The following is a 23,607-nucleotide window of genomic DNA, read 5'->3' on the forward strand; positions in this document are numbered from 1 at the left end:
ATGAACACGTCAAAATATACCCGTACTGATCAGTTAATCACCCGGATCACGGCCTGGGTTGCGGGACTTATTATCATTGGATTAGTAGCTTGGGGCGGCTTTACCGTGTGGGATTTATACCATTTCGAAGCTACGAATGACGCTCAGATTGATGAGTACATCAACCCCGTAACCAGTCGGGTGACGGGCTATGTTCGAAAAGTATATTACGAGGATGACCAGGAAGTAAAAAAAGGAGATACGTTGGTCGTGATAGATGATGACGAATACCGGATTCAGAAAGCGGAAGCCGAAGCGGCTTTAATGACGGCCAAAGCCCAGATTGGGGTGCTCAGTAGTAATACCGTTACCTCGGATAAAAACGCGGTAGTGAATCAATTGCAAATCGGAGCGGCGAAGGCCCGCTTGGTGAAACAGCAGCAGGATTTTGAACGGTACGAAAAGTTATTAGCAACGGAATCCATCACGCAGCAGCAGTTTGAGAACGTAAAAATGGCATTGGATGTAGCGAAGTCAGAATACGAAGCTTTGCAAAAAGCCTACGAAACTTCGTTGTCAAAAACGGATGATATTACCGCCCAAAAGGCCGTAGCCCTGGCAGAAATCAAGCGTCGGCAGGCAGTGCTGGATGAGATTAATCTAAAAATTTCCTATTCGGTCATTACGGCTCCTTACGACGGAAAAATGGGTAAGAAAACCATACAGAAAGGGCAATTGATTCAGGCCGGACAAACGCTGGCCTTTATGGTAGACTCCGAAGAAGGAAAATGGGTGGTAGCCAATTATAAAGAAACCCAGATTCGGCACATGCACCTGGGGCAGACTGTAGATATCGAGACGGACGCCTTTCCCGGTGAAGTCTTCCACGGTGAAATCGTATCGTTGTCGGCGGCAACGGGTTCCCGGTTTTCCCTATTACCCCCAGATAATGCAACAGGAAACTTCGTGAAGATTATCCAACGGGTTCCGGTTCGTATCAAACTGACCGATGATGTAAAGAAAACGCAGGTGCTGCGGGCGGGAATGAACGCCGTGGTAACGATTAAGAAAGGAGTCTGAGATGAACGAGAAAATGCCCGTTTTTAAAGGCTGGGTGCCTGAATGGCTCATTCGTGGGACGATTTTCACCGTTATTATGCCCGGCATGTTTTTACTGGGAATCTTTGCCGGAAACGTAAATGAAACGGTCGGATTTTACGGAATTGAGCCTGCCGATGTACAATTCTCGGTGCTGGTGTATTACGTAGCTCTGGCCAGTTTTTTCTCACTTGAACAACGACTGGTGAGTTACTTCATGGCCAAACATTACTTCCTGATGGGCCTTTGTCTAACCATCGGATTAAATGTTCTGCTCTACTTTGTGCGAGAACCGATTTATCTGTATGTGCTTCGATTTTTGCAGGGAATCTGCATCAGTGGGGTAATTGCCACGTCCATGAACCTGATCTTTTCCCGGATGACTTCCGAAAGGATTCGGGTAATGGGTTATACCGTTTTTTACGGCATGCTACTGGCTTCGGCTCCCTTATCTACCGTTTTTGTGTCCTGGGCCTTGCAATACGTGGAGTTCAATGTGCTGTTTAAACTAATGATTTACCTTCAGATTCCTGGGGCTTTATTATTACTCGGAATCATGAATAACGTTCGCCTGAAACGCCGAATTCCGTTGGTGCAGGTGGAATGGATTAGTTTTGTTTTGCTCGTCCCAGCCCTGATTAGCTGGGCGTATATGATGGTGTATGGTCAGCAGGAAAACTGGCTGGATTCGCCGAAAATAGTTCTTTGCCTGGCTTTCAATCTGTTATTAATACTTCTGTTCATACTGCGTCAGCGAGCATTAAAACGTCCTTACATCAATCTGGCCGTATTCCGAAGTTCGGCTTTTAATCTGGGACTGTTAATTCTGCTGGTATTCTACGTATGCCGGGGAGCCCTGGGCTTGACCTCTTCGTATTTCGGGACGGCTCTAAAAATGGACCCTATTCACGTAGCTGAACTGATGCTTGTTAACCTGGTCGGCATTGTGGTGGGATCTTTTGTCGTTTCCCGTTTTGTATTGCAGAACAAGAGTCTACGGATGATTTTGCTGACAGGTTTTGCCTTTTTAGGAATCTTTCATCTTTGGATGTATAGCCTTTTTTCTGATACCGCTGAGCCTGTTTACTACGTAATTCCCTTGTTTCTACAGGGACTAGGGGCGGCAACTTTAATGGTGCCCATTATTAACTATTACGTCTCATCGGTTCCGGCACCTATCAGTGGTTCGGCTTCGGCGGTAGGCATTCTGGTGCGTTATACGGGTTTTAGTCTAAGTATGGCCTTATTGAATTTCACCAGATTGTTCTCGAAAAGCATACACTACCACCGATTACAAGATGCAGTTACTTCCACCAATCCGTATACGGTTCAACGATTGACGGCCTATAAGGAAAGTTTGATTCACCGGGGAGTGCAGGCTGATCAGGCGGGACTGATGGCGAATAAGTTACTCGGACAAACGGTAGATTTACAGACGCAATTACGTTTTTCTATGGATTATTACCTGGTGATTGCGGCCCTTATTGGCGTTACTATGCTGGCCATTGCTACGGTTCCTTATGTGCAGTCAAAAATGATCTTCACGCGACAACCCGCTGCTCCGGTGTTGTAGCTTGCTGTTCGTCCGCATTTTTTAAGCGGACGAACAGCGTATCAAAAGTGTTGTTTAGGTATAGGCTTAAGTAGAAAAACTAAGAGGATAAATTTCAATAATAATTGTAACTCTATAAATACATCAATAATCAGGCAATTAGTTAATTAGAAATATTCGCCGAATCAAAACTTACCAGTTGCTTTATAATTACCTCCCGTAAATGTTCTTCGTGTTCATCGGCCCATTGTCCTAAAGTGGCAATTACGGGAATTAACGTATGTCCGAATTCAGTTAGGCTGTATTCTACTTTAGGTGGTATAACAGGATAAATTTTTCTCTCAACCAATTCGTGTTCTTCCAGTTCTTTCAACTGAATATTCAAGACTCTGCGTGAAGCGTCGGGAATTTTACGTTGCAGCTCGCTGGGCCGTTTATAACCTTGATTGATAAACCATAGCAAACGAATTTTCCACTTGCCATACAACACTTCACCGATCAGATCAAGTCCACAATTCAGGTTCGGTATTATTTTTCTTTCATACATACTGCGAAAGTAAACGTATGGCTGAATTTGTGCAATAGGGGAAAAACTTATCCCTATATGAATCCTGATTCCGTACTTGTGTAAACTTCAATTAGGGTTCAATTTTGTCCTATCAACAATTTTTGAATAGGACAAAATAAATGGAGCCATTTAATTTCAACAATGAGTTATCGGGCAAGATTGCCCTGGTAACCGGCGGTACAAAGGGAACGGGTAAAGCCATTGCAGAAAGGCTTTTACAGGCGGGTGCAACCGTTATCATCACCGCAAGAAACGCACCGCAAGAAGCGGACAGCAGGCTGCATTTCATTGCCTCTGATTTAAGCAAGGCACCCGAAGCACAAGAGGTAATTAATGAAGTACTCTCAACGTACGGGAGGCTAGATATTCTAGTAAACAACTTGGGGGCTTCTGAAACACCCGCGGGTGGTTTCGCCGTATTATCGGATGAAAACTGGGAGTCAACCCTGCAGGCCAATCTGCTTGCTCCCGTCCGACTGGACAGGGGATTCCTCCCGCAAATGATCGAGCAAAAAAGTGGCGTTATTATTCACATTGCTTCCATACAGGGCAAATTACCCCTGTATGCTTCTACGTTGCCTTACGCCGCCGCCAAAGCAGGACTGATCAATTACAGCAAAAGTTTGTCCAATGAAGTTACGCCCAAGGGCGTTCGCGTGCTGACGGTTTCGCCGGGATGGATCCGGACGGAAAATGTCAAAGTGTGGTTGGAACGACTTGCCCATGCTTCCAATACTTCTGTGGAAGAGGCAGAGCAAAGTGTTATGAATGCTTTGGGAGGAATACCTTTTGGAAGACCGGCAGAGCCCGAAGAAGTAGCAGAGTTGGTTGGATTTCTGGTTTCACCTCGAGCGAGCTATCTCACCGGAACTGAATTTGTAATTGATGGTGGAACTGTTCCTACCGTTTAATAACCTTTTAAAAGACAAAACCATGAATTTACCGAAAGTACTGACAGATTTAGTAACAGCACAAAACAACTTTGATAGTGTGGCCTATGCCAATTGTTTTTTAGAAACGGCAGTAGTGTTTGATGAAGGCAAAACGCATAAGGGCCGAAAGGAAATAGAACATTGGATTGCGGATGCTAACGAGCGATATGAGGCTGTTATGAAGCCTGTCAGCTTTGAAGAAAAAGAAACGGAAAGCCTTTTAAAGGCAGAGATTTCCGGAAAATTTAATGGAAGTCCTGCGGTATTAAATTATCAGTTAGAAATAAAAGATGGATTTATACAGTCATTGAAAGTTACGGGATAATCGGGGAATGGCTAAACTTAGCCGTTCCTTTTTTAGTTTAAGATAACCATCAAAGGAGATGTAAACTAATTTATTAGACAGGCATAGTAAATAGATAGTTCAATGAAAAAAGGCTTTGCAGAAAGGTCACTCTGAGGCTTCTCAATTCACAGCAACACCGAACAGGAATGGCAGATTCATTTTGCTTCACAGGTGCATGGATTAGACATCTTCCTTCAAAGAAAGTTAACAGCAACCTACTATGAACTTCGGGTTAACTCCGCCTGCCCTGTTGAACACATTGAGAGACTTTACGGATTGTATAAGATGAGTTGGGAATAACCAAGTGGTTTCGTCTTCGGCAAAGAACTTGCTAGAGGAGTAAGATCCTTCGCTCTGGATGACAGAAGAAGAGTTTTCCTGGTACCATCCTACAAAGAAAGCGGTTAACAGAAGATTCTGCTAACCGCTTTTCTTTTATTCCTAATCTTAGAAAACTACACTACTGAGAACATAGATTTCGCTTTGGCTTCGAGTTTGGAGGTACCACCATTGAGGTAGCAATCCGCCGCCCGGGCTGCTTCGCGACCTTCGGAAATGGCCCAAACTACCAGCGATTGTCCGCGACGCATATCTCCCGCGACGAATACTTTGTCAATACCCGTCTGATAGTTTTCTGAGAGAACGTTTCCGCGAGGATCGAACTCTAAGCCATTTTCTGCCAGTTGAGCTAATAAACCTTCGCGTTGAGGATGTAAGAAACCAGCCGCAATCAGAGCTAGGTCGCACTCAATCACGCGTTCGTTTTGCTCAACGTTCTGAGCTTTTCCGTCAACTACAGTAAGTACGATGTCAGCAATACGTAAATGCGTTAACTTCTCGCCATCGCCGATGAATTCCTTCACTGAAATGCTCCAGTGGCGTTCACAACCTTCGTCGTGGGACGTACTGGTACGTTTCATGTTGGGCCACAGCGGCCAGGGCGTACCTGGGTGACGATCTTTTGGAGGCTCAGGCATTACTTCTACCTGCGTTACCTTCGCCGCACTGTGACGGTTAGAAGTTCCGATACAGTCAGAGCCTGTATCACCACCACCGATTACTACTACGTTTTTACCCGTAGCTATTAATTCGCCATTCTGGTATTTCGCTCCCCGGTGATCGTACACGCGGTCGATGTTGGCCACGCGTTTGTTCTGCTGACTCAGGAATTCCATGGCAGGATGAACACCTTTGTTCAGGTACGTATCCCAGCCAATTACATCCTTGCCATCCCAGGTTTTATTGATGCCACGGGCTACTGTTGAACCACCCGAGAGTAATACTAAGTCGTATTGTTCCAGCAATTCAGAGCCGGAAACATCTTCACCAACGTTAACACCCGTTTTGAAGACGATACCTTCGGCTTTCATTACTTCCACACGACGGTCAATCGTCCATTTCTCCAGTTTGAAATCGGGGATGCCGTAACGTAATAAGCCACCTACCTGATCGGCCCGTTCATAAACGGTTACCCAGTGACCCGCCTTATTAAGCTGAGCAGCGGCTGCCAGACCCGCAGGACCACCACCGATTACTGCTACAGATTTGCCCGTACGGTCTTTTTCATCGATAATGTTCGGTTTTACCAGATTATGTAAAAACGCATATTCGATGATCGATTTCTCGATGTATTCAATCGTAACGGCGGGTTTGTTAATTCCCAAAACGCAAGCTGACTCGCAGGGAGCAGGACAGATACGGCCCGTAAATTCGGGGAAGTTATTCGTTGAACTCAGAATTTCGTACGCTAAAGCCCAGTTGCCTTCATACACAGCGTCGTTGAATTCAGGAATGATGTTTCCCAGCGGACAGCCATTATGACAGAAAGGGATTCCGCAGTCCATACAACGGGCTGCGTTGTGCGTCTGCACCTGCTCAAAAGACAGATCAATATCAATTTCCTTGTAATCAAGTTTACGCTCAGCAACCGGACGCTTGGTGGGTACTTCACGCGTAAATTCCAGAAAACCAGTTGGTTTGCCCATTGTCTTATATTGTAATCACTGCCTAGGCAGTAAGGAATGATCAATTTGGAAAAGTAAATGAGGGGAGGAGAAGAGCGGATACATTAGCGTATCCGCTCCGTCCAAACTATTTGGCCAGCACGTCAGCTACAAAGTCACCGTATACGATCTCTTTATTAGCAATCTGATCGCTAAGGGAAATACCCTTGTTAGCCAGAGCGTTTTTGAAATCGGTTGGCATTACCTTCACAAACTGATCGGCGATGACGTCCCAGCTATCTAATACCGTTGCCGCTACTTTGGATTTGGTAGAAGTCAGGTGCTTGTCTACAAACATTCGTACGATGCTGTGATCTTCGCTGGATAATTTTTCCAGCGTAATCATCTCAGGGTTAACCTTCTCGGCGAAGTCTCCGTTTTTGTCCCAGACGTAAGCTACTCCACCACTCATACCGGCACCGAAGTTCCGGCCTGTATTACCCAGGATAATCACCAGACCACCCGTCATGTACTCACAACCGTGATCACCGATTCCTTCAACCACAACTTTCGCACCGGAGTTACGAACGCAGAACCGTTCACCAGCCATTCCGCGAATGTAGGCTTCACCCGAAGTAGCTCCGTAGAAGCAAACGTTACCCACGATACTGTTTTGCGAAGGAATGAAATCGGGACGGATGTTACGGTCGGGGTAAATGATCAACTCCGTTCCGCAAAGGCCTTTTCCTACGTAGTCATTGGCGTCACCTTCGAGTTCCAGTTTCATCCCGTTTGTACCGAAAGCTCCGAAGCTTTGTCCGGCTGTACCACGGAATTTGTAGTGGATCGTGCCCGCAGGTAATCCTTTGGCTTTGTATTTTTTCGTAATCTCGTTCGAGAGCATGGTGCCCACGGTACGGTTTACGTTGATGATACTGAATTCACCCGTTACTTTTTCCTGATTGTCAAGAGCGGCTTTCGCTGCTTCGATCATCGCCCAGTCGAGCTGAACGTCCAGGCCGTGATCCTGCTCTTCTACTTTCACCATCGGCTCCGTATCGTACATTGGATCGCGGTAAAGGATGGACTTGAGGTTAACCGTTTTGGCTTTCCAGCTCTGAACGCCTTCCCGCATTTTCAGTCGCTCTACGTGACCTACCATTTCAGAAATCGTGCGGAAACCAAGCTTACGCATGTATTCACGAACTTCAGTCGCCAGGAAGCGGAACAGATTTACCACGTGATCGGCATCTCCCGTAAATAAGGCACGGAGTTCAGGGTTTTGCGTAGCCACCCCAACCGGACAGGTATTCAGGTGACATTTACGCATCATGATGCAACCCATCGTTACCAGAGCAGCCGTGGCTACACCGAATTCTTCGGCACCTAACAGAGCGGCGATGGCAATGTCTCGCCCCGTCTTTAACTGACCATCCGTCTGAATCGTTACGCGACCACGCAGGCGGTTCCGAACCAGCGTTTGGTGAGTTTCAGCCAAACCAAGCTCCCAGGGCAGACCTGCGTGACGGATGGATGACAGGGGAGAAGCTCCCGTACCTCCATCGTGTCCGGCGATCAGGATGTGATCGGCGTGAGCCTTGGCTACGCCCGTAGCTACGGTACCTACACCGGCTTCAGAAACCAGTTTCACCGAGATACGAGCCTGACGGTTGGCATTTTTCAGGTCAAAAATGAGCTGAGCTAAATCTTCAATGGAGTAAATGTCGTGGTGAGGAGGAGGCGAAATCAGACCTACGCCGGGCGTAGAGTGACGCGTCTTACCAATCCAGGCATCTACCTTATGACCAGGTAACTGTCCACCTTCACCAGGTTTCGCTCCCTGAGCCATTTTAATCTGTAATTCTTTGGCGTTCGTCAGGTATTCCATTGTTACTCCAAAACGGCCAGAAGCTACCTGCTTGATGGCAGAGTTCATCGAATCACCGTTTTCGAATACCGTATAAAAACGTTTCGGATCTTCACCGCCTTCACCCGTATTGGACTTACCGCCAATCCGGTTCATGGCAATTGCCAGGGTAGAGTGAGCTTCCCATGAAATGGAACCGAAGGACATCGCACCCGAAGCAAAACGAGTCATGATGCTTTCAATCGGCTCTACTTCTTCGTCTTTCAGCCATTCCGATTGGGGCAGTAATTTCAGATCAAGCAGACCACGTAACGTAGCCGTTTTCTGCGTTTGATCGTCAATGGCTTTGGTATATTTCTTGAATAACTCGAAATCATTCTTTTTCGTCGACTGTTGCAGAGCGTGAACGGTTTCGGGATTAAACAAGTGGAATTCACCGCGGTGTTTCCACTGGTAGAAACCACCTACTTCCAGGCGAGGGTTACCCACGTGAACTTCGGGGAAAGCCTGGTGGTGACGAATCAATACTTCCGTCTGGATACCTTCGATATTCAGTCCGCCAATGCGGGTAACGGTGCCGGTGAAATATTCATCCACCACTTCTTTAGAGATACCCAGTGCTTCGAAAATCTGAGCACCCTGGTAACTCTGAAGCGTTGAGATTCCCATTTTAGAGAAAATCTTCAGCAATTCTCCATTAACCGCCTTCGTGTAATTGGCACAGAGCTTATCGAAATCGTAAGGAACCGACACGAGATTTTTGTCCCGCATGTTCGAGATGGTTTCGAAAGCGATGTAAGGGTTCACAGCCGCCGCACCAAAACCAATCAGCGTAGCAAAGTGATGCGTTTCCCATACGTCTCCAGCCTCAACAATCAGACCAACTTTTGCCCGTAATCCCTTGCGAATCAGGTGCTGATGCACGGCTGAAGTAGCGAGTAAGGATGGAATTGGAGCGTGGTTAGAATCAACGCCACGGTCCGACAGCGTAATGATCTGGTAGTCATCATTAACTGCGTATTCCACGTCTTCACAAATGCGTTTCAGGGCTTTTTTCAGAGCACCTTCGCCGCCATTAGCCCGGAAGGTGATGTAAACCGTTTTGTTCGTGAAGTGACGGGTATCAATGTTCCGAATCTTTTCGAGTTCGGTATTATCCAGTACTGGCTGACGCAATTCCAGCACCTTGCAGTGTTCGGGAGATTCCGTCAGAATATTACCGTAACCACCTACATAACTCATCAGCGACATAATGGTACGTTCGCGGATGGGGTCAATGGGAGGGTTGGTTACCTGAGCAAACAATTGCTTGAAGTAATGGCTCAGGTGCTGGCTTTGATCCGAAAGGATGGCCAGAGGCGTATCCACACCCATCGAACCAAGGGCTTCCTTACCCGTCTCTACCATCTGAGTCAGAATGATCCGAACGTCTTCCGTCGTCATTCCGAATACCTGTTGCTTGGTAACCAGATCTTTATCGTAAGGGGTATTCCACTCCGTTTTAGGCTCGGGCAGATCGTTCAGCGTGATTTTGTACTTGTTCAGCCACTTCTGGTAAGGCTGAGACGCACAAATTTCTGATTTCAGTTCTTCGTCAGGAATAATGCGACCCTGCTCCATGTCCACTACGAACATACGACCGGGTTGCAGACGGCCTTTCGAAACTACTTTTGACTGATCAATGTCCAGAACCCCGGCTTCCGAAGAAAGGATAACGGTATCGTCATCCAACACCCAGAAACGGCTCGGACGTAGACCATTACGATCCAGCGTAGCACCGATGATTTTACCGTCCGTGAACGAGATCGAAGCTGGCCCATCCCAGGGCTCCATCAGAGCTGCGTGGTATTCGTAGAATGCTTTGCGTTGCTCGTCCATTTCGGTATTGCCGTCCCATGCTTCGGGAATCAGCATCATCATTACGTGAGGTAATGAACGACCCGCGAGGTAAAGTAACTCAATGGCATTATCCAGGTTCGCCGAATCCGACTGCCCGGCAGGACAGAGGGCTTCGCGAATGATTTTCAGTTCTTCATCCGAAAAAGCGTCTGACTTGAACAGGGCTGAAGTTGCCTTGAACCAGCTTACGTTCCCTTTTACGGTGTTAATCTCGCCGTTGTGAGCGATAAAACGGAAGGGCTGAGCCAACTTCCATTCAGGGAATGTATTGGTAGAGAAACGGCTGTGAACGATAGCAAATGCTGACGTTACCGATTCGTTCTGTAAATCCAGGAAATAAGGCAGGGTTTGCATCGTCGTGAGCATACCCTTGTAAATGATCGTGCGGCTGGAAAGTGACGAGAAATAAAACTTCTCGTTAACGCCACGCACGGCTTCGTTAACCACGCGGGTAACTAACTGACGGAATACGTACAGTTTTCGCTCGAAGTCCAGTTCACCCGTAAGGTGGGCGGGCTTACGAATGAATAACTGCTCCATCTGAGGCTCGGAGTCCCCCGAATCGGCACCCTGAATGTCCGTGTTATTCACGGGAACAATGCGGTAACCTAAAATCTCAAGCCCTAACTCAAGAGCCTGACGGTGAATCACTTCCTTGCACTCTTTGCGTACAGCGTCATCTTTCGGGAAGAAGGTCATCCCAACGCCATAATCGCCGGAAGCGGGAAGACTGATGCCTTCTTTGGCACATACTTTCAGAAAGAACTCGTGAGGAATCTGTAACAGGATACCCGCTCCGTCACCGGAGTTTGGATCACAGCCGCAGGCACCCCGGTGATCCATGCGTTCCAGAATCTGGATGGCATCGCGAACCGTGCGGTGCGATTTACGGCCTTTCATATTGGCAATAAAGCCAATGCCACAGGCATCGTGCTCAAATTCAGGGCGATAGAGGCCCAGAGGTTGCTGGTTAGGCTGGTTTGACATATCCCTAACGGTTTGCTCGGTAAAAATTCAAAAATCGGTAATGCAATAAGGAAAAAAGGTTCAGAAGAAAATCTGTGTAAATAAGAATAAGTACCACAGATATTAAACTGGTCTGCTAAGATAGTGCAAAAAATAATTGGTAAAAAATAGTGTTAGCCATATAAAATTTGGATTTTTTCTGAAGTGCAGAAATAATGAAATTTTCAGTTAGGATTATCATATTATTAACAAAACACTAAAATCGTTAAAAATTTGATAATTACATTTACAGGTTTTCAATTTGAAGAATTAATTATTGAAAAATTGAAAATACTGATTTAGAGGTTTCGGATTTAATAGAAATTAAAATAAAACTGGTGAAATCTCCGATTTAATGTTTCATTAAGCTTATAAGTAAGTTTTTTGTAAAAAAATCTATCTTTTCTGTATAAAATCTCTTGCTGTACCTAACAAAAAGTGGGCAAATGAGTTCAAATCTGAAATTTTAGTGGATTTCGCATACGAAAAGACACGACCAAACAGGCCGTGTCTTTTTCATAAAATAATACTTGGGAAGCCGAATGCTTTTAAAGATGATCTTCTCTATACTTCGCTTTCGAGTGATCTGAAGCTGAAAAGTAGATGGCCTGCTAGTTTTATGGGAAATCAGACCGACTTCCCAGGACCCCACGCTCAACTCTAATTTTTTCCTTTTTAGAAACAGCTAACGTTACATCTGATTGGAAGAGATATGGGTTAGTCTCTGACTGTACTGAAATAGAAGGATTAAAAAATCTGATGATCGTTGCTGACCGGGTGAATTCCGATTTCATACGTTTTCCCTTCTTCTGCCAGAATGGATGCAGGAAAGACTTCCTGAGCATCCAGCAAAATTTGGGTAACGTCCCGGTAGCGGGAAGAAAAATGTCCTAATAGTAACTGCCCCGCCTGAGCATCTTTGGCTACCTGAGCCGCCTGTCCCGCCGTCGAATGATTCGTTCGTAAGGCCCGTTCATGCAGGTCGTTCGCAAAGGTGGCTTCATGATATAGTACATCTACGTTTTTAACAACTTCGGCTAAATCGGGCAGGTATAAAGTGTCCGAGCAAAAAGCATAACTCCGCAACGGTGGTGGCGGCGTGGTCAGGGCTTCGAAGCTGTATTTGAGATTCCCATTCGCATCATAAACGTCTTTCCCTGACTTAAGCTGTATAAGCTCTTCCGGCAGGGCTTTTTCTGGAACCAAGCCTTTGATGAGATTTCGTTTCTTGGGTTTTTCCCTGAAAATAAAACCGGTACACGGAATGCGATGCTTCAGCGGAACCGTCTCGACCGTCAGGTGTTCATTCTCGAAAATATGTTCCTGCTGATGCGGATTCGTGGTGTGAAATTCAAGCGGATAGGTAAGCCGGGTATCGGAATATTTGAAATGGGTAGTAATAATATCGTCCAGCCCATGGGGACCGTAAATTGCCAGTGGCTCCTGCCGTTGGGCCAAACTCATGCTGGTTAATAACCCAAATAAACCAAAGTAATGATCGCCGTGTAAATGCGAAATAAAGATATTATACAGCCGACTGAGCCGCATTTTATGCCGAAGTAACTGCAACTGTGTACCTTCTCCACAATCCACCAGAAAATGCTCGCTTTCGTACGTAATCCACTGGGCTGTTGGGTTTCGGTGAAGCGTTGGTGTGGCAGAACCTGTTCCTAATATCGTGACCTGAAATTGCAAAGCGTCTTCCTTTCGTTTATGTTGCAAAAGGCAAGAAAAGAATTATTCCTGAATCAAAAAAGCCGACCCAGCGGTCGGCTTTCCCTTAATATTCTTCGTCCTTGCTGCTGGAACTGCCTTCTTCATCGGCACTTCCGCCGTAATCGTATTCATCGTCTTCTTCTTCGCGAAATTCGCCTTCCAGCTCATTCATGAAGACGGCATCAACGGCTTCTTCAACGGTTGGCAGAATCGTCAGATCGCGGATTTTGGCCCCGTCCAGTTCTTCCGTAAGCTCATCGTCTTTGGTGACCAGAACAAACAAACCACCATCCCGTAAGCACAGTTCGTTGGCTTTACGAAGTACAGAGAATCCGTCCTGTTCAATGTTCTGAACCTGAGCTAAATCGATAACCATGTTAGTATATCCTTCTTTCCAGAGTGAAGCAACGCTTTTGGAAAGAGCCTGAGAAGCTTCGGTATCAATCGTCGCCTGTGGGATGTCAATTAATACGTACTGCTGATTTTTTTCAATTTTTAAATCCATCGTTCTTTATATAGTTTTTAGTTGATGGTTGTCAGGTTAATAATGCTATAAAATCTTATTTGTAGAAACAACAAACAACAAACAACAAACAACAAACAACAAACAACAATTATGCTCTTGAAGCTAATAACTGGTTCACATTCATTTCAATACGGGCCAGTGGATTTGGATCGGGCGTAGGCGTGAACGTTTCACCCGCTACTTTTTCAAATAACTCAATATATCGTTGAGAAATCTGATTAATCCACTCTTCAGACATTTCAGGAACGCTTTGGCCTTCCTGTCCCTGAAATCCATTGGCAATGAGCCATTCGCGAACAAATTCCTTGGAAAGTTGTCGCTGAGCTTCACCCGCGGCCTGCCGCTCCGCATAACCTTCGGCGTAAAAGTAACGGCTGGAGTCGGGTGTATGAATTTCGTCAATCAGGTAAATCTCCGTACCACGCTTGCCAAATTCGTATTTGGTATCCACCAAAATCAGCCCCTGGTCGGCGGCCATTTGCGTGCCGCGTTCAAATAAAGCCAGCGTATACTGCTCCAGTTGCGTATATTCCTCTTCGGAAATTAAGCCTTTGCTCAGAATGTCTTCCCGCGAGATGTCTTCATCATGACCTTCGTGAGCCTTCGTGGTGGGGGTAATAATCGGCTGGGGAAGGCGATCATTTTCTCTTAGCCCTTCGGGCAAAGTAACGCCGCACAGCACCCGCTTGCCGGAACGATAGGTACGCCAGGCGTGTCCGGCTAAATAACCGCGAACTACCATTTCAACGGGATACGCTTCGCAACGCCAGCCGAAACTAGCGTTCGGATCCGGGACTTCCAGTAACCAGTTCGGAACGATATCCGCCGTAGCTCGCAGGAAATGAGCCGCTAACTGATTCAACACCTGTCCTTTATAAGGAATGGGGTGGGGAAGAATTACGTCAAAGGCCGAGATCCGGTCGGAGGCGATGGCCAGTAAGTAATCTTCGAAAAAATATACGTCACGAACCTTGCCATGATACAGGCCGGTCTGACCGGGAAATTGGAAATCAGTACGGGAGATAGGCATGAACCTGAAAATAAGTTACAAGCTGCAAAATTAACCAGCGGAGCGTCAAATGCCAACTTTAGCAAGGAAACAGCCGTAATCCTGATTGATGAACGTTTGGAAAAAAGAAGGCGGTTACCATTTCTCCTTGGTTTCCATCGTGTTCTCGGGTTTATGCGGATGCTGCTGGATGTACTGGATTTCCTGATTTCGGGAAGCCTCCAGCAATCGTGTCGCCTGTTCTTCCGTGAGGTTATACTGCGTCAGGGATTTTAAAATCTGTTCCTTTCGGGTAGAAACCTTTACTTCTGCCGATTGAGTGGGTGGAGGTGGCGTCTCGGAAGATTTCGGAGTTTCTGGCGGCGGACTCCCTTGCGGTGGAGTCAGGTGTTTTCTTCGAACCAACTCATAATTAAACCGGGCCTGGTCGTTGTCTGGATTACGAACCATCGCCTCCTGGAACTGAGCTTCGGCCTGGAGGGTATCGCCGGAAAAGCATAACAAAACGCCCAACTGATTCAAAGCTGTTGATGCAATGCCCGCATTCGAAACGCGAGCCAGCCGGCGGTATTGGCTGATAGCCAAAGCCGTGTCTTTTTTAGCAAAAGCCGCATGAGCCAGATTCAGGATGACATCCGGTTCGGGAACAAGTTGTGTGCGTTCCAGATACTCGTAATACGCCAGAGCCTGATCGTAATCTTTTTGACGATAGGCATTTTCAGCAATGGTTTTGGCTTGGTTTCGCTGGATGATCTGGTTGGGCCAGCCCAGGGTCGTCAGCCAGATGGCAATTTTCAGCCAGAATATATTCATAACTCGCAGTTCTTATAGTCGGAACGTTCGAACGGTAATCATAATATCGAAGCTCAGCAAAATTAAGGCCAGAATTACGAAATAATAGTAACGGTTGGAGGTAATAGACACCTTTCGCTGGTCAATGAGTCGCCCGGCAATTTGCTGAATGCTTTGACTCAATTGTGGAAAATCATTTCGAACCGAAGTGATTTCGAAGTAAGAACCCCCCGCTTCGCTTGCGATTTTTTCCAGTGATTCGGACTGCAACATTGTTCGCACAAAATTGCCGTCCTCGTCTTTAACGTAACTCCCGTTGGATGGGATTCGGCTGCCTTCCCGAGTGCCTACGCCCAGGCAAAGCAAATGAATGCCTTGCCGACGAATGGCCCGGAGCGTTTTAGTATTGACGCTGCTAAAATCTTCGCCGTCGCTAATGAGCAGGATTACTTTGGAAGCATTGGATCTCGTATCCGTTGATTGCTTGTCCAGAGCCATTTCCAAAGCGGGCTGAAAAGCCGTTCCCTGATCGGTGAGCATTTGAGTATTGAGCGATTCAATGAAAATGGTCAGAGCATTCCGATCGAAGGTAAGCGGACATTGCAGGTACGTTCCCGACGAAAAAACAATCATCCCGAAGCGGTCGCTTGGATAGGTATTGATGAGCCGATTCAGTTCAAACTTGATGCGTTGCAGTCGGGAGGGCTGCACATCCGTGGCATCCATACTGCGAGAAACGTCTACGACTAGAAAAATATCTTTACCTACAGCCTGGAGTTCGCGTTCGGGATCACCGAAGGAAGGTTCCAGCAAACCAATGATGAGAGCACCCATGGCGGTAGAACGTAGGAAAAACTTCAGGGCAGCAGAGCGGGCAGAGGTTTTTAATTGATAAGCATACCAAAAAGTTCTACCTAAATAAATGAGGTAAAAAATGACAAATAAGGCAATGAAAATCAGCTCAGTCCGGCTCCAATCGCGGTTAAAAATCATAGGGTGGCAGGCAGTGAAAAACACAAAAGACGGATTTTTTTTTAAGAAATACTTGCGTTCGGCGATTTTATAACCCTATATTTGCAGACCGAAACGGAACAGGAGAGGTGCCTGAGTGGCCGAAAGGAGCAGTTTGCTAAACTGTCGTACGCCTAAAGCGTACCGCGGGTTCGAATCCCGCCCTCTCCGCAGTCTCTCAAGTAAATTAGAGTACGTTTAGTTTTTCGGGGTGTAGCGTAGCCCGGTATCGCGTCTGCTTTGGGAGCAGAAGGCCGTCAGTTCGAATCTGGCCACCCCGACACATTGACCAGTACCAGTTCTCAGAAATACTGCGAACCATTGCTGAAACCGGCTGAGTCTGGTCCCATAGCTCAACCGGATAGAGCAACTGCCTTCTAAGCAGTAGGTTGCAGGTTCGAGTCCTGCTGGGATCACTTCCTAGATTACTCGCGAAAGGTCACACATTCTAACGTCCTAGAAATTAAGTTTCTAGGACGTTTTTTTGTTTATTTGCGATTGCCAGTGTTTGCCACAATTGGGGAAAAGTTACACCTAATTGTTACACCCAATCTACCAACCTTCATGAGTGATATATCCATTACCCCCGAACTGAATAGTAAAAAACTTAAAGACGGTACCCAACGCATCCAGCTTCGCATTACCCAGAATAAAAAACACCGCAGAGTAGCTACCGAATACAGCGTCCACGAGAAATTCTGGAATACCGATAAGCACGAAGTCCGGAAAGGCCATCCCATTGCATCCGCTATCAATGCCGCCATTCGCGAGAAGGTAAACAAGCTGATGTCTGAGGTGAGTAAGGCGGATGTGCAGAATAAAAGTATATCTGCTCGCGATCTTCAGCGGAAAGCCCGGAATGAAGTAGTAGGGGAGAGCTTTCTAACCTTTGCCGAGAAGTATGTAAAACGTATTGCCAATGCGTCCTCTCGTGATAAGGTGCAGTCGGTACTGAACAAACTTAAAAAGTACCTCGATCAGCAGGATCTTCTGTTTGCTGAAATCACCTACGAGTTTATCAGCAGCTACCAGCGGTATATGGTTCATACTCTCGGAAACTCGGCGTCTACGGCTTCGAAAAATCTGGAGAATATCAAAGTGATCTACTTCGAAGCCGTCAATTCCGATGTCTTCGATCCTCCGAAAGATCCCTGGCTTAAAATAAAATTCACCCGTGGGAAAGTGACTCCCAAGGCGAAGCTTACCCTGAAAGAAGTGGAACGGATGGCGGCCGAAGATTTTTCGGATGCGAAGTCACTGTTTCATGCCCGCAATATTTTCGTGCTGATGTTTTATTCGCGGGGCATGCGGATTCGGGATGCTCTGGAGTTGAAATGGAAGATGGTCAAACCGGATAAAAGCCGGTTTACTTACGTGATGAGCAAGACCGGAAAAGAAATGGATATCCTGATCACGGAACCCATTCGGAAAATTCTGGAGGAGTACTTTTCACAGCAGGTAAAACCCGGCGATTACGTATTTCCCTTTCTATCACAAAATCCGAGAAAGTTAGAGCATCATAAACTGGTGCAGAGCTGGACGGCAGAAATCAATGGTTTGCTGAAAGAGGTTGCTAGGGAAGTAGGAATTGAGAAGCACATCAGTACACACGTAGCCCGCCATAGTTTTGCGGAAGTATCGCGTGAGCTGACGGGTAACGATATCTATTCTATTTCTGCGGGTTTAGGGCATAGCTCGGTTAGCATCACAGAAGGTTACTTCAATAAAGAATTGAAAACGGGAGCTGACAAACTATCGCAGATTGTAGCTCCCGTAAAAAAATAAATCAAGTACGCTTTAGTATTGAGATTTCATTTCACTGTTCCATGAACAGTGAATTTTTTTGTTAGAATCAATAACTATTATTGGAACGGTCCCGTAAAACTCCTCAGTATCAGGACTAGAGATGATTTCTGGCAGTCCTGTATTGATATCAAAAGCAAAGAGTTTACCCGCTTTGAGATATACTTTATCATTAGCAGCCACGGGGTCTGATATAGAATAAATATGATTTGGGGGACTTATGATATCATAGGTCCACTTAACTTTTCGAGCTTTTATGTCAATGGCGTAGGTGGTTTTACTATTCGCGATGAAAACGTAATTTCCAGTAACACAAGGAGCATTATTGAATTCGTTATCTGTCAAATGAATACTCCATTGGGTTGAACCTGTAAGGGGGTCAAGTGCGTAAAAATCCCCCTGACGTGTACCAACAAATAGTGAATTTTCGTGTAATACAACTGATGTTGCATTGTTAGCTTCACTTTTTTTCCACTTTAAAGCTCCTGTTTGTTTATCGAAAGCGTATAAAGGTTCGTTGTCGCTTGATATAGGGCTTACATAAAGTAGGTTTTTATAATTACCTACTAGGTGATTACTTCCTACATAACCCTGGGACTTCCAGATTGTCTTGCCTGAGTGGGGATTAATCGCATATAGAAAATAACCGGTATCAGCATATACTGTATCATCACTGTAAATGATTCTTACCCCCCTTCCTTCTTCGGAAGTCCATTTCCAAACCATCTGTTTCTGAACTCTATCGATGGCAACTAGATTAAATTCTGTATGAACAAATATGTATTTATCGGTTACTGTTAAATTTGAAGAAGATGTTCTGATACGTAAGGAAGGTTCTAAAAAAACTTTGAAGACTTCTTTTCCTGTACTTAAATCATATCCGACTACATAGCTAGGACCATAATAGTTTTGTTTTCCTATATATACAATATTGTTAAAGATAGCTGGCTCCGTATTGGTATAATATTCTTCTGTTGACCAATTTACATTCCATGTATGGGCATTCAATGAATAAATCCTTCCGAGAGCTGACGTTGTTATAATGGTTTCATTAACAGGGGGTTTAGGATCATCTTTCTTTTTTCTACAAGAACTAAACAATAGGGTGGACAAACAGATGAACAGTAAATACTTCTTCATTTGAGCAGGTTAAGAATGAATGGATACTTACAAAAATAGAGCGGTTATCTAATAACCGATAACCGCTCTTCATAAACTAACCAAACGTACTCTGGCTGGCCGTAGCCGAACTTCGGTTGATCGCGTCTGAGATTTCTCTACTTGATACCGAAGGCTTGCTGTTGATGCTCCACAGGGCCGAATTGCTTTCGCCGATCTTGTTAATAATACCGTTCAGTGAACCTATGATTACATCTGACTGTGAAGACTGCCGTGAAGCCATTTCACTGAGTTTTTCATTTACCTGTTTCAGAAGGTCAACGGTTTCGCCGGTGTTGGAGTCTACGTTATCCATCGTTGCTTGGCTACTCGCCACCGCATCATCATAGGCTTCGCCTCCTGCTGCCCCCGCTGAATTTGCTGCGGACTGAGCTTCGGCCAGAGCCGCGTCGGCTTCTTCCTGAGCTTCTGCGGCCGCCGCATTGGCCTGGGCTTCAGCTTCGCGGGCGGCTCTTTCTGCCTTCCTTCGTTTTGAACCGAAAAGATATTGCTGACCAAATTGCGGTTTCTCCAGATAATCGCGGTAGTCGCCGCCGTCTGAACCCATCCAGCCGCCTTTCTCGTAGATCGGGGCCCCGTTTTTGTGCAGGGAGCTGTCGAGTAGTTTGTCGATAACAGGCCGGTTGTTTCGATAGGTATTTCGACTTAGAATCATGATAGGTTCGTCGCCTTCCATTTCTCCCACTTCCTGACCCGTATCCCTGCGTACCAGGCTAATACCCGATTCACCGTACCGGCTTCCGTGCCGGGGACCTTCGGGGACACCACCGTTGCGAATGTACTTACCACCTTTTTCGTAGATTTTCCGCAAAATGCCGCCCTCCTTGAACTCCGGAGGTTTCTGAGCCTTAATGATACCAATCTGGATACCCGTTGCAATCGCGGCTCCGGCCACACCAATTAAACCGAGCGGGAAGCCCATTGTTGCTAGTGATTTCAGTGCTGCCATCGCACCGTTTACGATTGCCATGGCAATGTTCAACGCCTGTTCCCGTTTCCAGGCTTTCAACTTAGCTTCCTTCTCCTTTTCACGAGCTTCGTCGTTAATTCGGGCGACTTCTTTTTCGTAGGTTTGCTTGTCGATTTTCCCAGATTTGTACTGAGCTTCCCACGATTTGAGCTGAGCGTCCTTCTCCTTAGCAATCTTCGCCAATTGCGACTCCAGAAACTTCTGATTCAGACCCTGCAAAAGCTGCATACCCTGCACGGCCATCGCCCCGATTTCCTGCGTTTTGGCGTTGAATTGCTGAAGTTCAGCGTTGTTTTTAGCCTTTTCATTAGCGAATTTCTTATTCAGAATATCCATGAATCCACTAAAATCGCCATCCATTAACCCTTTAATTGCTGAGAAAAAAGCCTGCTGGTTCTGCTTCCGCTGTTCCAGATTTTGAGCTTCGATGTCCTTTTTCTTAGCCTGGCTCTGAGCTTCCAGCAATTCTTTTTCAGCATTGTATTTGGCAGTCAACGCGGTTGTGTCCTGACCAGACTGATTGGCCTTTGCCACGGCAGCTTCATGACGAATTCGCAATTGCTCCAGCTCGTAGTTGGTCTGAAGATTTTGAAGACTCATCTCCAACTGCTTTCGTTGGTCAACGGAAAGATTTTTATCAAGTAATTGACGCTCGATGATGGATTTGGAAGTAGCGAATTCGGTACGGGCCAACTCTTCGGCATTCTCCTTTTGCTTTTTCAGAGTCGCTTCGTCTTCCTTCCGCTTCTTCTCGTTCATTTCGGCATTAACCCGGGCGATATCCGAGTTCAATTGTGCCTGAGCGGTTTTTTCCCATTCCAGAAACTGCTCTTTGTCCTTGATTTCCTTCTGGTTTTTAATCCAGCTCTGTTCGTACTCCCAGCCCAACTGAACGATTTTACGGGTTTTCTCATCCTCGATCTGCTTGATATTAGCCAGATCAATTTTGGCCTGCGTTTCCTGATGATTTTTGATGGCTTCGGCGGCAATCTTCTCGTCTTTTTCCTGCTCTTTTTTCTCTTCCCGATCTCGCCTGGCATCTTCCCGCCTTTCCCTGGCGTTCTGGGTATTAATAGCCCGCTGTTCCTTTTCCGAAAGAATTTTTACATCACTAGTAGTCTCGTTATCGCCCCGTTTTTTGAGTTCTTCGAGGTGATTAGCGGTCTGAGCAGCCTGTTCTACCTTAGTAAGGGCAGTCTGGGCTTTCGCATTGTCTGCGGCCGCTTTGCCGTGAGCATTTACCGCAGAAGTGGCTTTCTGAGATTCAGCGGCACTATCAGCCCAGATTTTCTTAAAGTCCGTTGCAATACTTCCGAAGTTAGTTTTCGCATGACTGGTCAGTGAACCGACCGCACCCATGATATTATTGATACCCTGGGTTACGCTGATGTCTCCTTTCAGAACGCCATAAGCCGATTCGACGGCCGTAATGAGAACCTTAAAACCATCAATGATGACGAGAATGGCACTGTATACGGCTTTGGTTGTGGATACAATGGTAAGAAGGGCGGTTGCCAGAAGTTTAATGACGAGGGTCGTTCCGTCCATACCACCCGTGAGTGGTTTGAAAATGCTGATCAAATCAACAAAAACGTCCCAAACTCCTGTAATGATCTGCCAGAGTATTTTACCAACATCTCCCAGGCTTTTGAATACCACACTTAGCGGTTGGCCTTCTGTGGTGGCAGATTTAAACCAGTTAATAAGGTCCGAAAAACCACTGATGAGTTTCCCAACAGAAGGTAAGAGAGCCTGACCAATTTCCTCCTGAATGTTACCCAGTTGCTTTTGTAACTTCTCGTATTGAGCCGCCGCGTTCTCGTTCTTCTTATTGAATTCGTCCTGGAGAGAGGTACCTGCTTTGAAGGCGTCATTAGCTAACAACTGCTTTTGAGCAACAAACTCAGTTTTCGTAGCGAGCATCATCATGAAGCCCTGAGCTTCCTGACTCTTGATACCCAGGTTACCCATTTGCACGGCCATGTTGGTAGGAGTGGCCCCTTCAAATGACTTTGCCAGCGTTAGAAGGAATTTGTTCGGATCGGTATTGATCATGTTGCGGACTTCCTTCTCCGTCAAACCAACCTGCTTGGCAAAGTCAGCCGTACTGGAGGCCGCAGTTCCCATAACAGATTTGTAACCAGAGGCCGCAATTTCAGCGGAAGAACCCAACTCGATCATGGCTGCACCCAAACCCATCGTTTCTGCTACGGACTTTGGTGCGAGTTCGCCCATCTGAGCCACTCTTCGGGTAAAGTCCGTGATCTGCGGCCCTTGAGCTGAACCAGCCGCACCAAGCTCGTTAATGGTCGAACCGATCTTCTCGATCGCTTCTTCCACCTTCATATCTTTTGTCTCCTTAAAGAGTTTTTGAACCGTGCCGATCTCCTTTGCTACTTCTTCGACTCCTCCCGAGAATTCATCGCCCAGGGCAACCGTTGCTTTGTCGATTCCACGGGTAAAGCCTTCAATCTCGGTTCGGGTTTGGGCGGTAACTTTTCCGGCACTATCTAACCCAATACCGAGCTGACCCGCGACTATGGTCATGGCACGCAGGTCCTCCGTGGACGTGCGAGTATCGATGCTTTTTAAATTAGTATCGAGCTTTTTGACTTCATCGGCAGACAGACCCGTCGATTTTGCCATGTCGGCATACGCATCTTCGGCTTTTCGGGCGGCGGTAACCGCATCGCCCAGGTAAGAAAGAATGGCCCGTCCGGCCTCAATGGCGGCGGTCACAGTGAACGCCCCGATGATCCATTGCTTGAGACTACCCCAAACGTTTTCCTGTTTGTTGACATTCAATTTGATGTCATCGAGCTGGTCTTTAACGGCACCAATCCGTTTGGCGAGTTCTTCGCGAACGGCCGGATCGACGGCAGAATCATATTGTTTTTTCAGGTCACGCATCAAACCCGTTAATTCCTTAACGGAGAGTGATTCGATGTCCATTTCCTTGCGTAGGGCTTCCCGTTCCTTACGGTTGGCGGCAATCTGCTTGCCCAATTCCCGGTAAGCCTCGCTTGATTTAATGGTCTGTTCATCAGTGCCTTCGGCCCGCATGGCATCCGCTAAATCCTTCTGCTTCTGTTTCAGGGTAGTAAATTCCTGATCGAGCTTATTGAGTTGGGAGATAGCAGCTTCGCCGTTGATGTACAGGTCCAACGTTGATTTGTCCCTTAGTTCCATCTATTTGTAGTTATAGATGGCTAAAAGACTTAATTAAAACATAAATAGATAGGACGTGAAAAGCAAAGAATCTGTTCTTTAATATTAATTTTCTACGTTATGTAAATTTAATTAATTATAACTACCTAATTTATCTTGTATAATAAGTAATTGTAATTAATTGAATGTATATAAATAAATAAATAATATAAATTTTTTGCTTTACAATCGATAAATTAGTGCC

General features: G+C 46.2%; 15 protein-coding genes and 3 tRNA genes. 8 read left to right on the plus strand and 10 right to left on the minus strand.

Translation table 11 applies throughout. The annotated features are described in order from the left end of the window. Entirely contained in the window at positions 1 to 1,059 is a 1,059-nt protein-coding gene (locus QE357_RS08455; RefSeq protein ID WP_309706659.1) for an HlyD family secretion protein, read from the plus strand. Between the two features lies 1 nt (position 1,060). Further along, positions 1,061 to 2,650 (plus strand): MFS transporter, encoded by a 1,590-nt coding sequence (locus QE357_RS08460; RefSeq protein ID WP_309706660.1) that lies wholly within the window; start codon positions 1,061 to 1,063, stop codon positions 2,648 to 2,650. Between the two features lie 142 nt (positions 2,651 to 2,792). Here the strand turns inward: QE357_RS08460 and QE357_RS08465 are convergent, their stop codons facing one another. Continuing rightward, a complete protein-coding gene (locus QE357_RS08465) occupies positions 2,793 to 3,176 on the minus strand; it encodes a helix-turn-helix domain-containing protein (protein ID WP_106637670.1) in 384 nt (127 codons plus the stop codon). A gap of 140 nt (positions 3,177 to 3,316) precedes the next feature. Between QE357_RS08465 and QE357_RS08470 the strand changes: the two genes are divergently transcribed. After that, positions 3,317 to 4,108 (plus strand): SDR family oxidoreductase, encoded by a 792-nt coding sequence (locus QE357_RS08470; RefSeq protein ID WP_309706661.1) that lies wholly within the window; start codon positions 3,317 to 3,319, stop codon positions 4,106 to 4,108. Between the two features lie 22 nt (positions 4,109 to 4,130). Further along, positions 4,131 to 4,454 (plus strand): nuclear transport factor 2 family protein, encoded by a 324-nt coding sequence (locus QE357_RS08475; RefSeq protein ID WP_309706662.1) that lies wholly within the window; start codon positions 4,131 to 4,133, stop codon positions 4,452 to 4,454. A gap of 476 nt (positions 4,455 to 4,930) precedes the next feature. On the opposite strand, the gene QE357_RS08480 is transcribed toward QE357_RS08475, so the two are convergent. From QE357_RS08480 to QE357_RS08510, 7 genes are all read right to left on the minus strand, one after another. Then, entirely contained in the window at positions 4,931 to 6,460 is a 1,530-nt protein-coding gene (locus tag QE357_RS08480; RefSeq protein WP_106637673.1) for a glutamate synthase subunit beta, read from the minus strand. A gap of 106 nt (positions 6,461 to 6,566) precedes the next feature. Then, positions 6,567 to 11,171 (minus strand): glutamate synthase large subunit, encoded by a 4,605-nt coding sequence (gene gltB, locus QE357_RS08485; protein ID WP_309706663.1) that lies wholly within the window; start codon positions 11,169 to 11,171, stop codon positions 6,567 to 6,569. A gap of 765 nt (positions 11,172 to 11,936) precedes the next feature. Continuing rightward, positions 11,937 to 12,911 carry a ribonuclease Z gene (locus tag QE357_RS08490; RefSeq protein ID WP_232793772.1) on the minus strand — a complete coding sequence of 325 codons (975 nt, stop codon included), beginning with the start codon at positions 12,909 to 12,911 and terminating at the stop codon, positions 11,937 to 11,939. A 58-nt stretch (positions 12,912 to 12,969) separates the two neighbouring features. Then, a complete protein-coding gene (locus tag QE357_RS08495; protein ID WP_307142719.1) occupies positions 12,970 to 13,410 on the minus strand; it encodes an STAS domain-containing protein in 441 nt (146 codons plus the stop codon). 109 nt (positions 13,411 to 13,519) lie between these two features. Beyond that, on the minus strand, positions 13,520 to 14,461 hold the full coding sequence (locus tag QE357_RS08500; RefSeq protein WP_309706664.1) for a phosphoribosylaminoimidazolesuccinocarboxamide synthase: 942 nt from the start codon (positions 14,459 to 14,461) through the stop codon (positions 13,520 to 13,522). A 114-nt stretch (positions 14,462 to 14,575) separates the two neighbouring features. Beyond that, positions 14,576 to 15,253: a tetratricopeptide repeat protein gene (locus tag QE357_RS08505; protein ID WP_307142721.1), complete on the minus strand. Its 678-nt coding sequence runs from the start codon at positions 15,251 to 15,253 to the stop codon at positions 14,576 to 14,578. Between the two features lie 12 nt (positions 15,254 to 15,265). Continuing rightward, positions 15,266 to 16,225, minus strand: coding sequence for a VWA domain-containing protein (locus QE357_RS08510; RefSeq protein WP_106637679.1), 960 nt, complete (start codon positions 16,223 to 16,225; stop codon positions 15,266 to 15,268). A 101-nt stretch (positions 16,226 to 16,326) separates the two neighbouring features. On the opposite strand from QE357_RS08510, the gene QE357_RS08515 reads away from it, so the two are divergent. From QE357_RS08515 to QE357_RS08530, 4 genes are all read left to right on the plus strand, one after another. Then, a tRNA-Ser gene (locus QE357_RS08515) sits at positions 16,327 to 16,414 on the plus strand. A 36-nt stretch (positions 16,415 to 16,450) separates the two neighbouring features. After that, positions 16,451 to 16,524, plus strand: a tRNA-Pro gene (locus QE357_RS08520). Between the two features lie 61 nt (positions 16,525 to 16,585). After that, positions 16,586 to 16,659 (plus strand) — tRNA-Arg (locus QE357_RS08525). 148 nt (positions 16,660 to 16,807) lie between these two features. After that, entirely contained in the window at positions 16,808 to 18,028 is a 1,221-nt protein-coding gene (locus tag QE357_RS08530) for a site-specific integrase (protein ID WP_309706665.1), read from the plus strand. 12 nt (positions 18,029 to 18,040) lie between these two features. Here the strand turns inward: QE357_RS08530 and QE357_RS08535 are convergent, their stop codons facing one another. Together QE357_RS08535 and QE357_RS08540 are read right to left on the minus strand one after the other, a co-directional pair. Further along, positions 18,041 to 19,186, minus strand: coding sequence for a PQQ-binding-like beta-propeller repeat protein (locus QE357_RS08535; protein ID WP_309706666.1), 1,146 nt, complete (start codon positions 19,184 to 19,186; stop codon positions 18,041 to 18,043). A gap of 76 nt (positions 19,187 to 19,262) precedes the next feature. Then, on the minus strand, positions 19,263 to 23,384 hold the full coding sequence (locus QE357_RS08540) for a phage tail tape measure protein (protein ID WP_309706667.1): 4,122 nt from the start codon (positions 23,382 to 23,384) through the stop codon (positions 19,263 to 19,265). Positions 23,385 to 23,607: the final 223 nt, after the last annotated feature.

Source organism: Siphonobacter sp. SORGH_AS_0500, assembly GCF_031453245.1.
Lineage (GTDB): Bacteria > Bacteroidota > Bacteroidia > Cytophagales > Spirosomataceae > Siphonobacter.

Coding starts and splice junctions, on each gene's coding strand:
- QE357_RS08455 (WP_309706659.1), top strand. CDS start 1: ATGAACACGTCAAAATATACCCGTACTGATCAGTTAATCACCCGGATC.
- QE357_RS08460 (WP_309706660.1), top strand. CDS start 1,061: ATGAACGAGAAAATGCCCGTTTTTAAAGGCTGGGTGCCTGAATGGCTC.
- QE357_RS08465 (WP_106637670.1), bottom strand. CDS start 3,176: ATGTATGAAAGAAAAATAATACCGAACCTGAATTGTGGACTTGATCTG.
- QE357_RS08470 (WP_309706661.1), top strand. CDS start 3,317: ATGGAGCCATTTAATTTCAACAATGAGTTATCGGGCAAGATTGCCCTG.
- QE357_RS08475 (WP_309706662.1), top strand. CDS start 4,131: ATGAATTTACCGAAAGTACTGACAGATTTAGTAACAGCACAAAACAAC.
- QE357_RS08480 (WP_106637673.1), bottom strand. CDS start 6,460: ATGGGCAAACCAACTGGTTTTCTGGAATTTACGCGTGAAGTACCCACC.
- gltB (WP_309706663.1), bottom strand. CDS start 11,171: ATGTCAAACCAGCCTAACCAGCAACCTCTGGGCCTCTATCGCCCTGAA.
- QE357_RS08495 (WP_307142719.1), bottom strand. CDS start 13,410: ATGGATTTAAAAATTGAAAAAAATCAGCAGTACGTATTAATTGACATC.
- QE357_RS08500 (WP_309706664.1), bottom strand. CDS start 14,461: ATGCCTATCTCCCGTACTGATTTCCAATTTCCCGGTCAGACCGGCCTG.
- QE357_RS08505 (WP_307142721.1), bottom strand. CDS start 15,253: ATGAATATATTCTGGCTGAAAATTGCCATCTGGCTGACGACCCTGGGC.
- QE357_RS08510 (WP_106637679.1), bottom strand. CDS start 16,225: ATGATTTTTAACCGCGATTGGAGCCGGACTGAGCTGATTTTCATTGCC.
- QE357_RS08530 (WP_309706665.1), top strand. CDS start 16,808: ATGAGTGATATATCCATTACCCCCGAACTGAATAGTAAAAAACTTAAA.
- QE357_RS08535 (WP_309706666.1), bottom strand. CDS start 19,186: ATGAAGAAGTATTTACTGTTCATCTGTTTGTCCACCCTATTGTTTAGT.
- QE357_RS08540 (WP_309706667.1), bottom strand. CDS start 23,384: ATGGAACTAAGGGACAAATCAACGTTGGACCTGTACATCAACGGCGAA.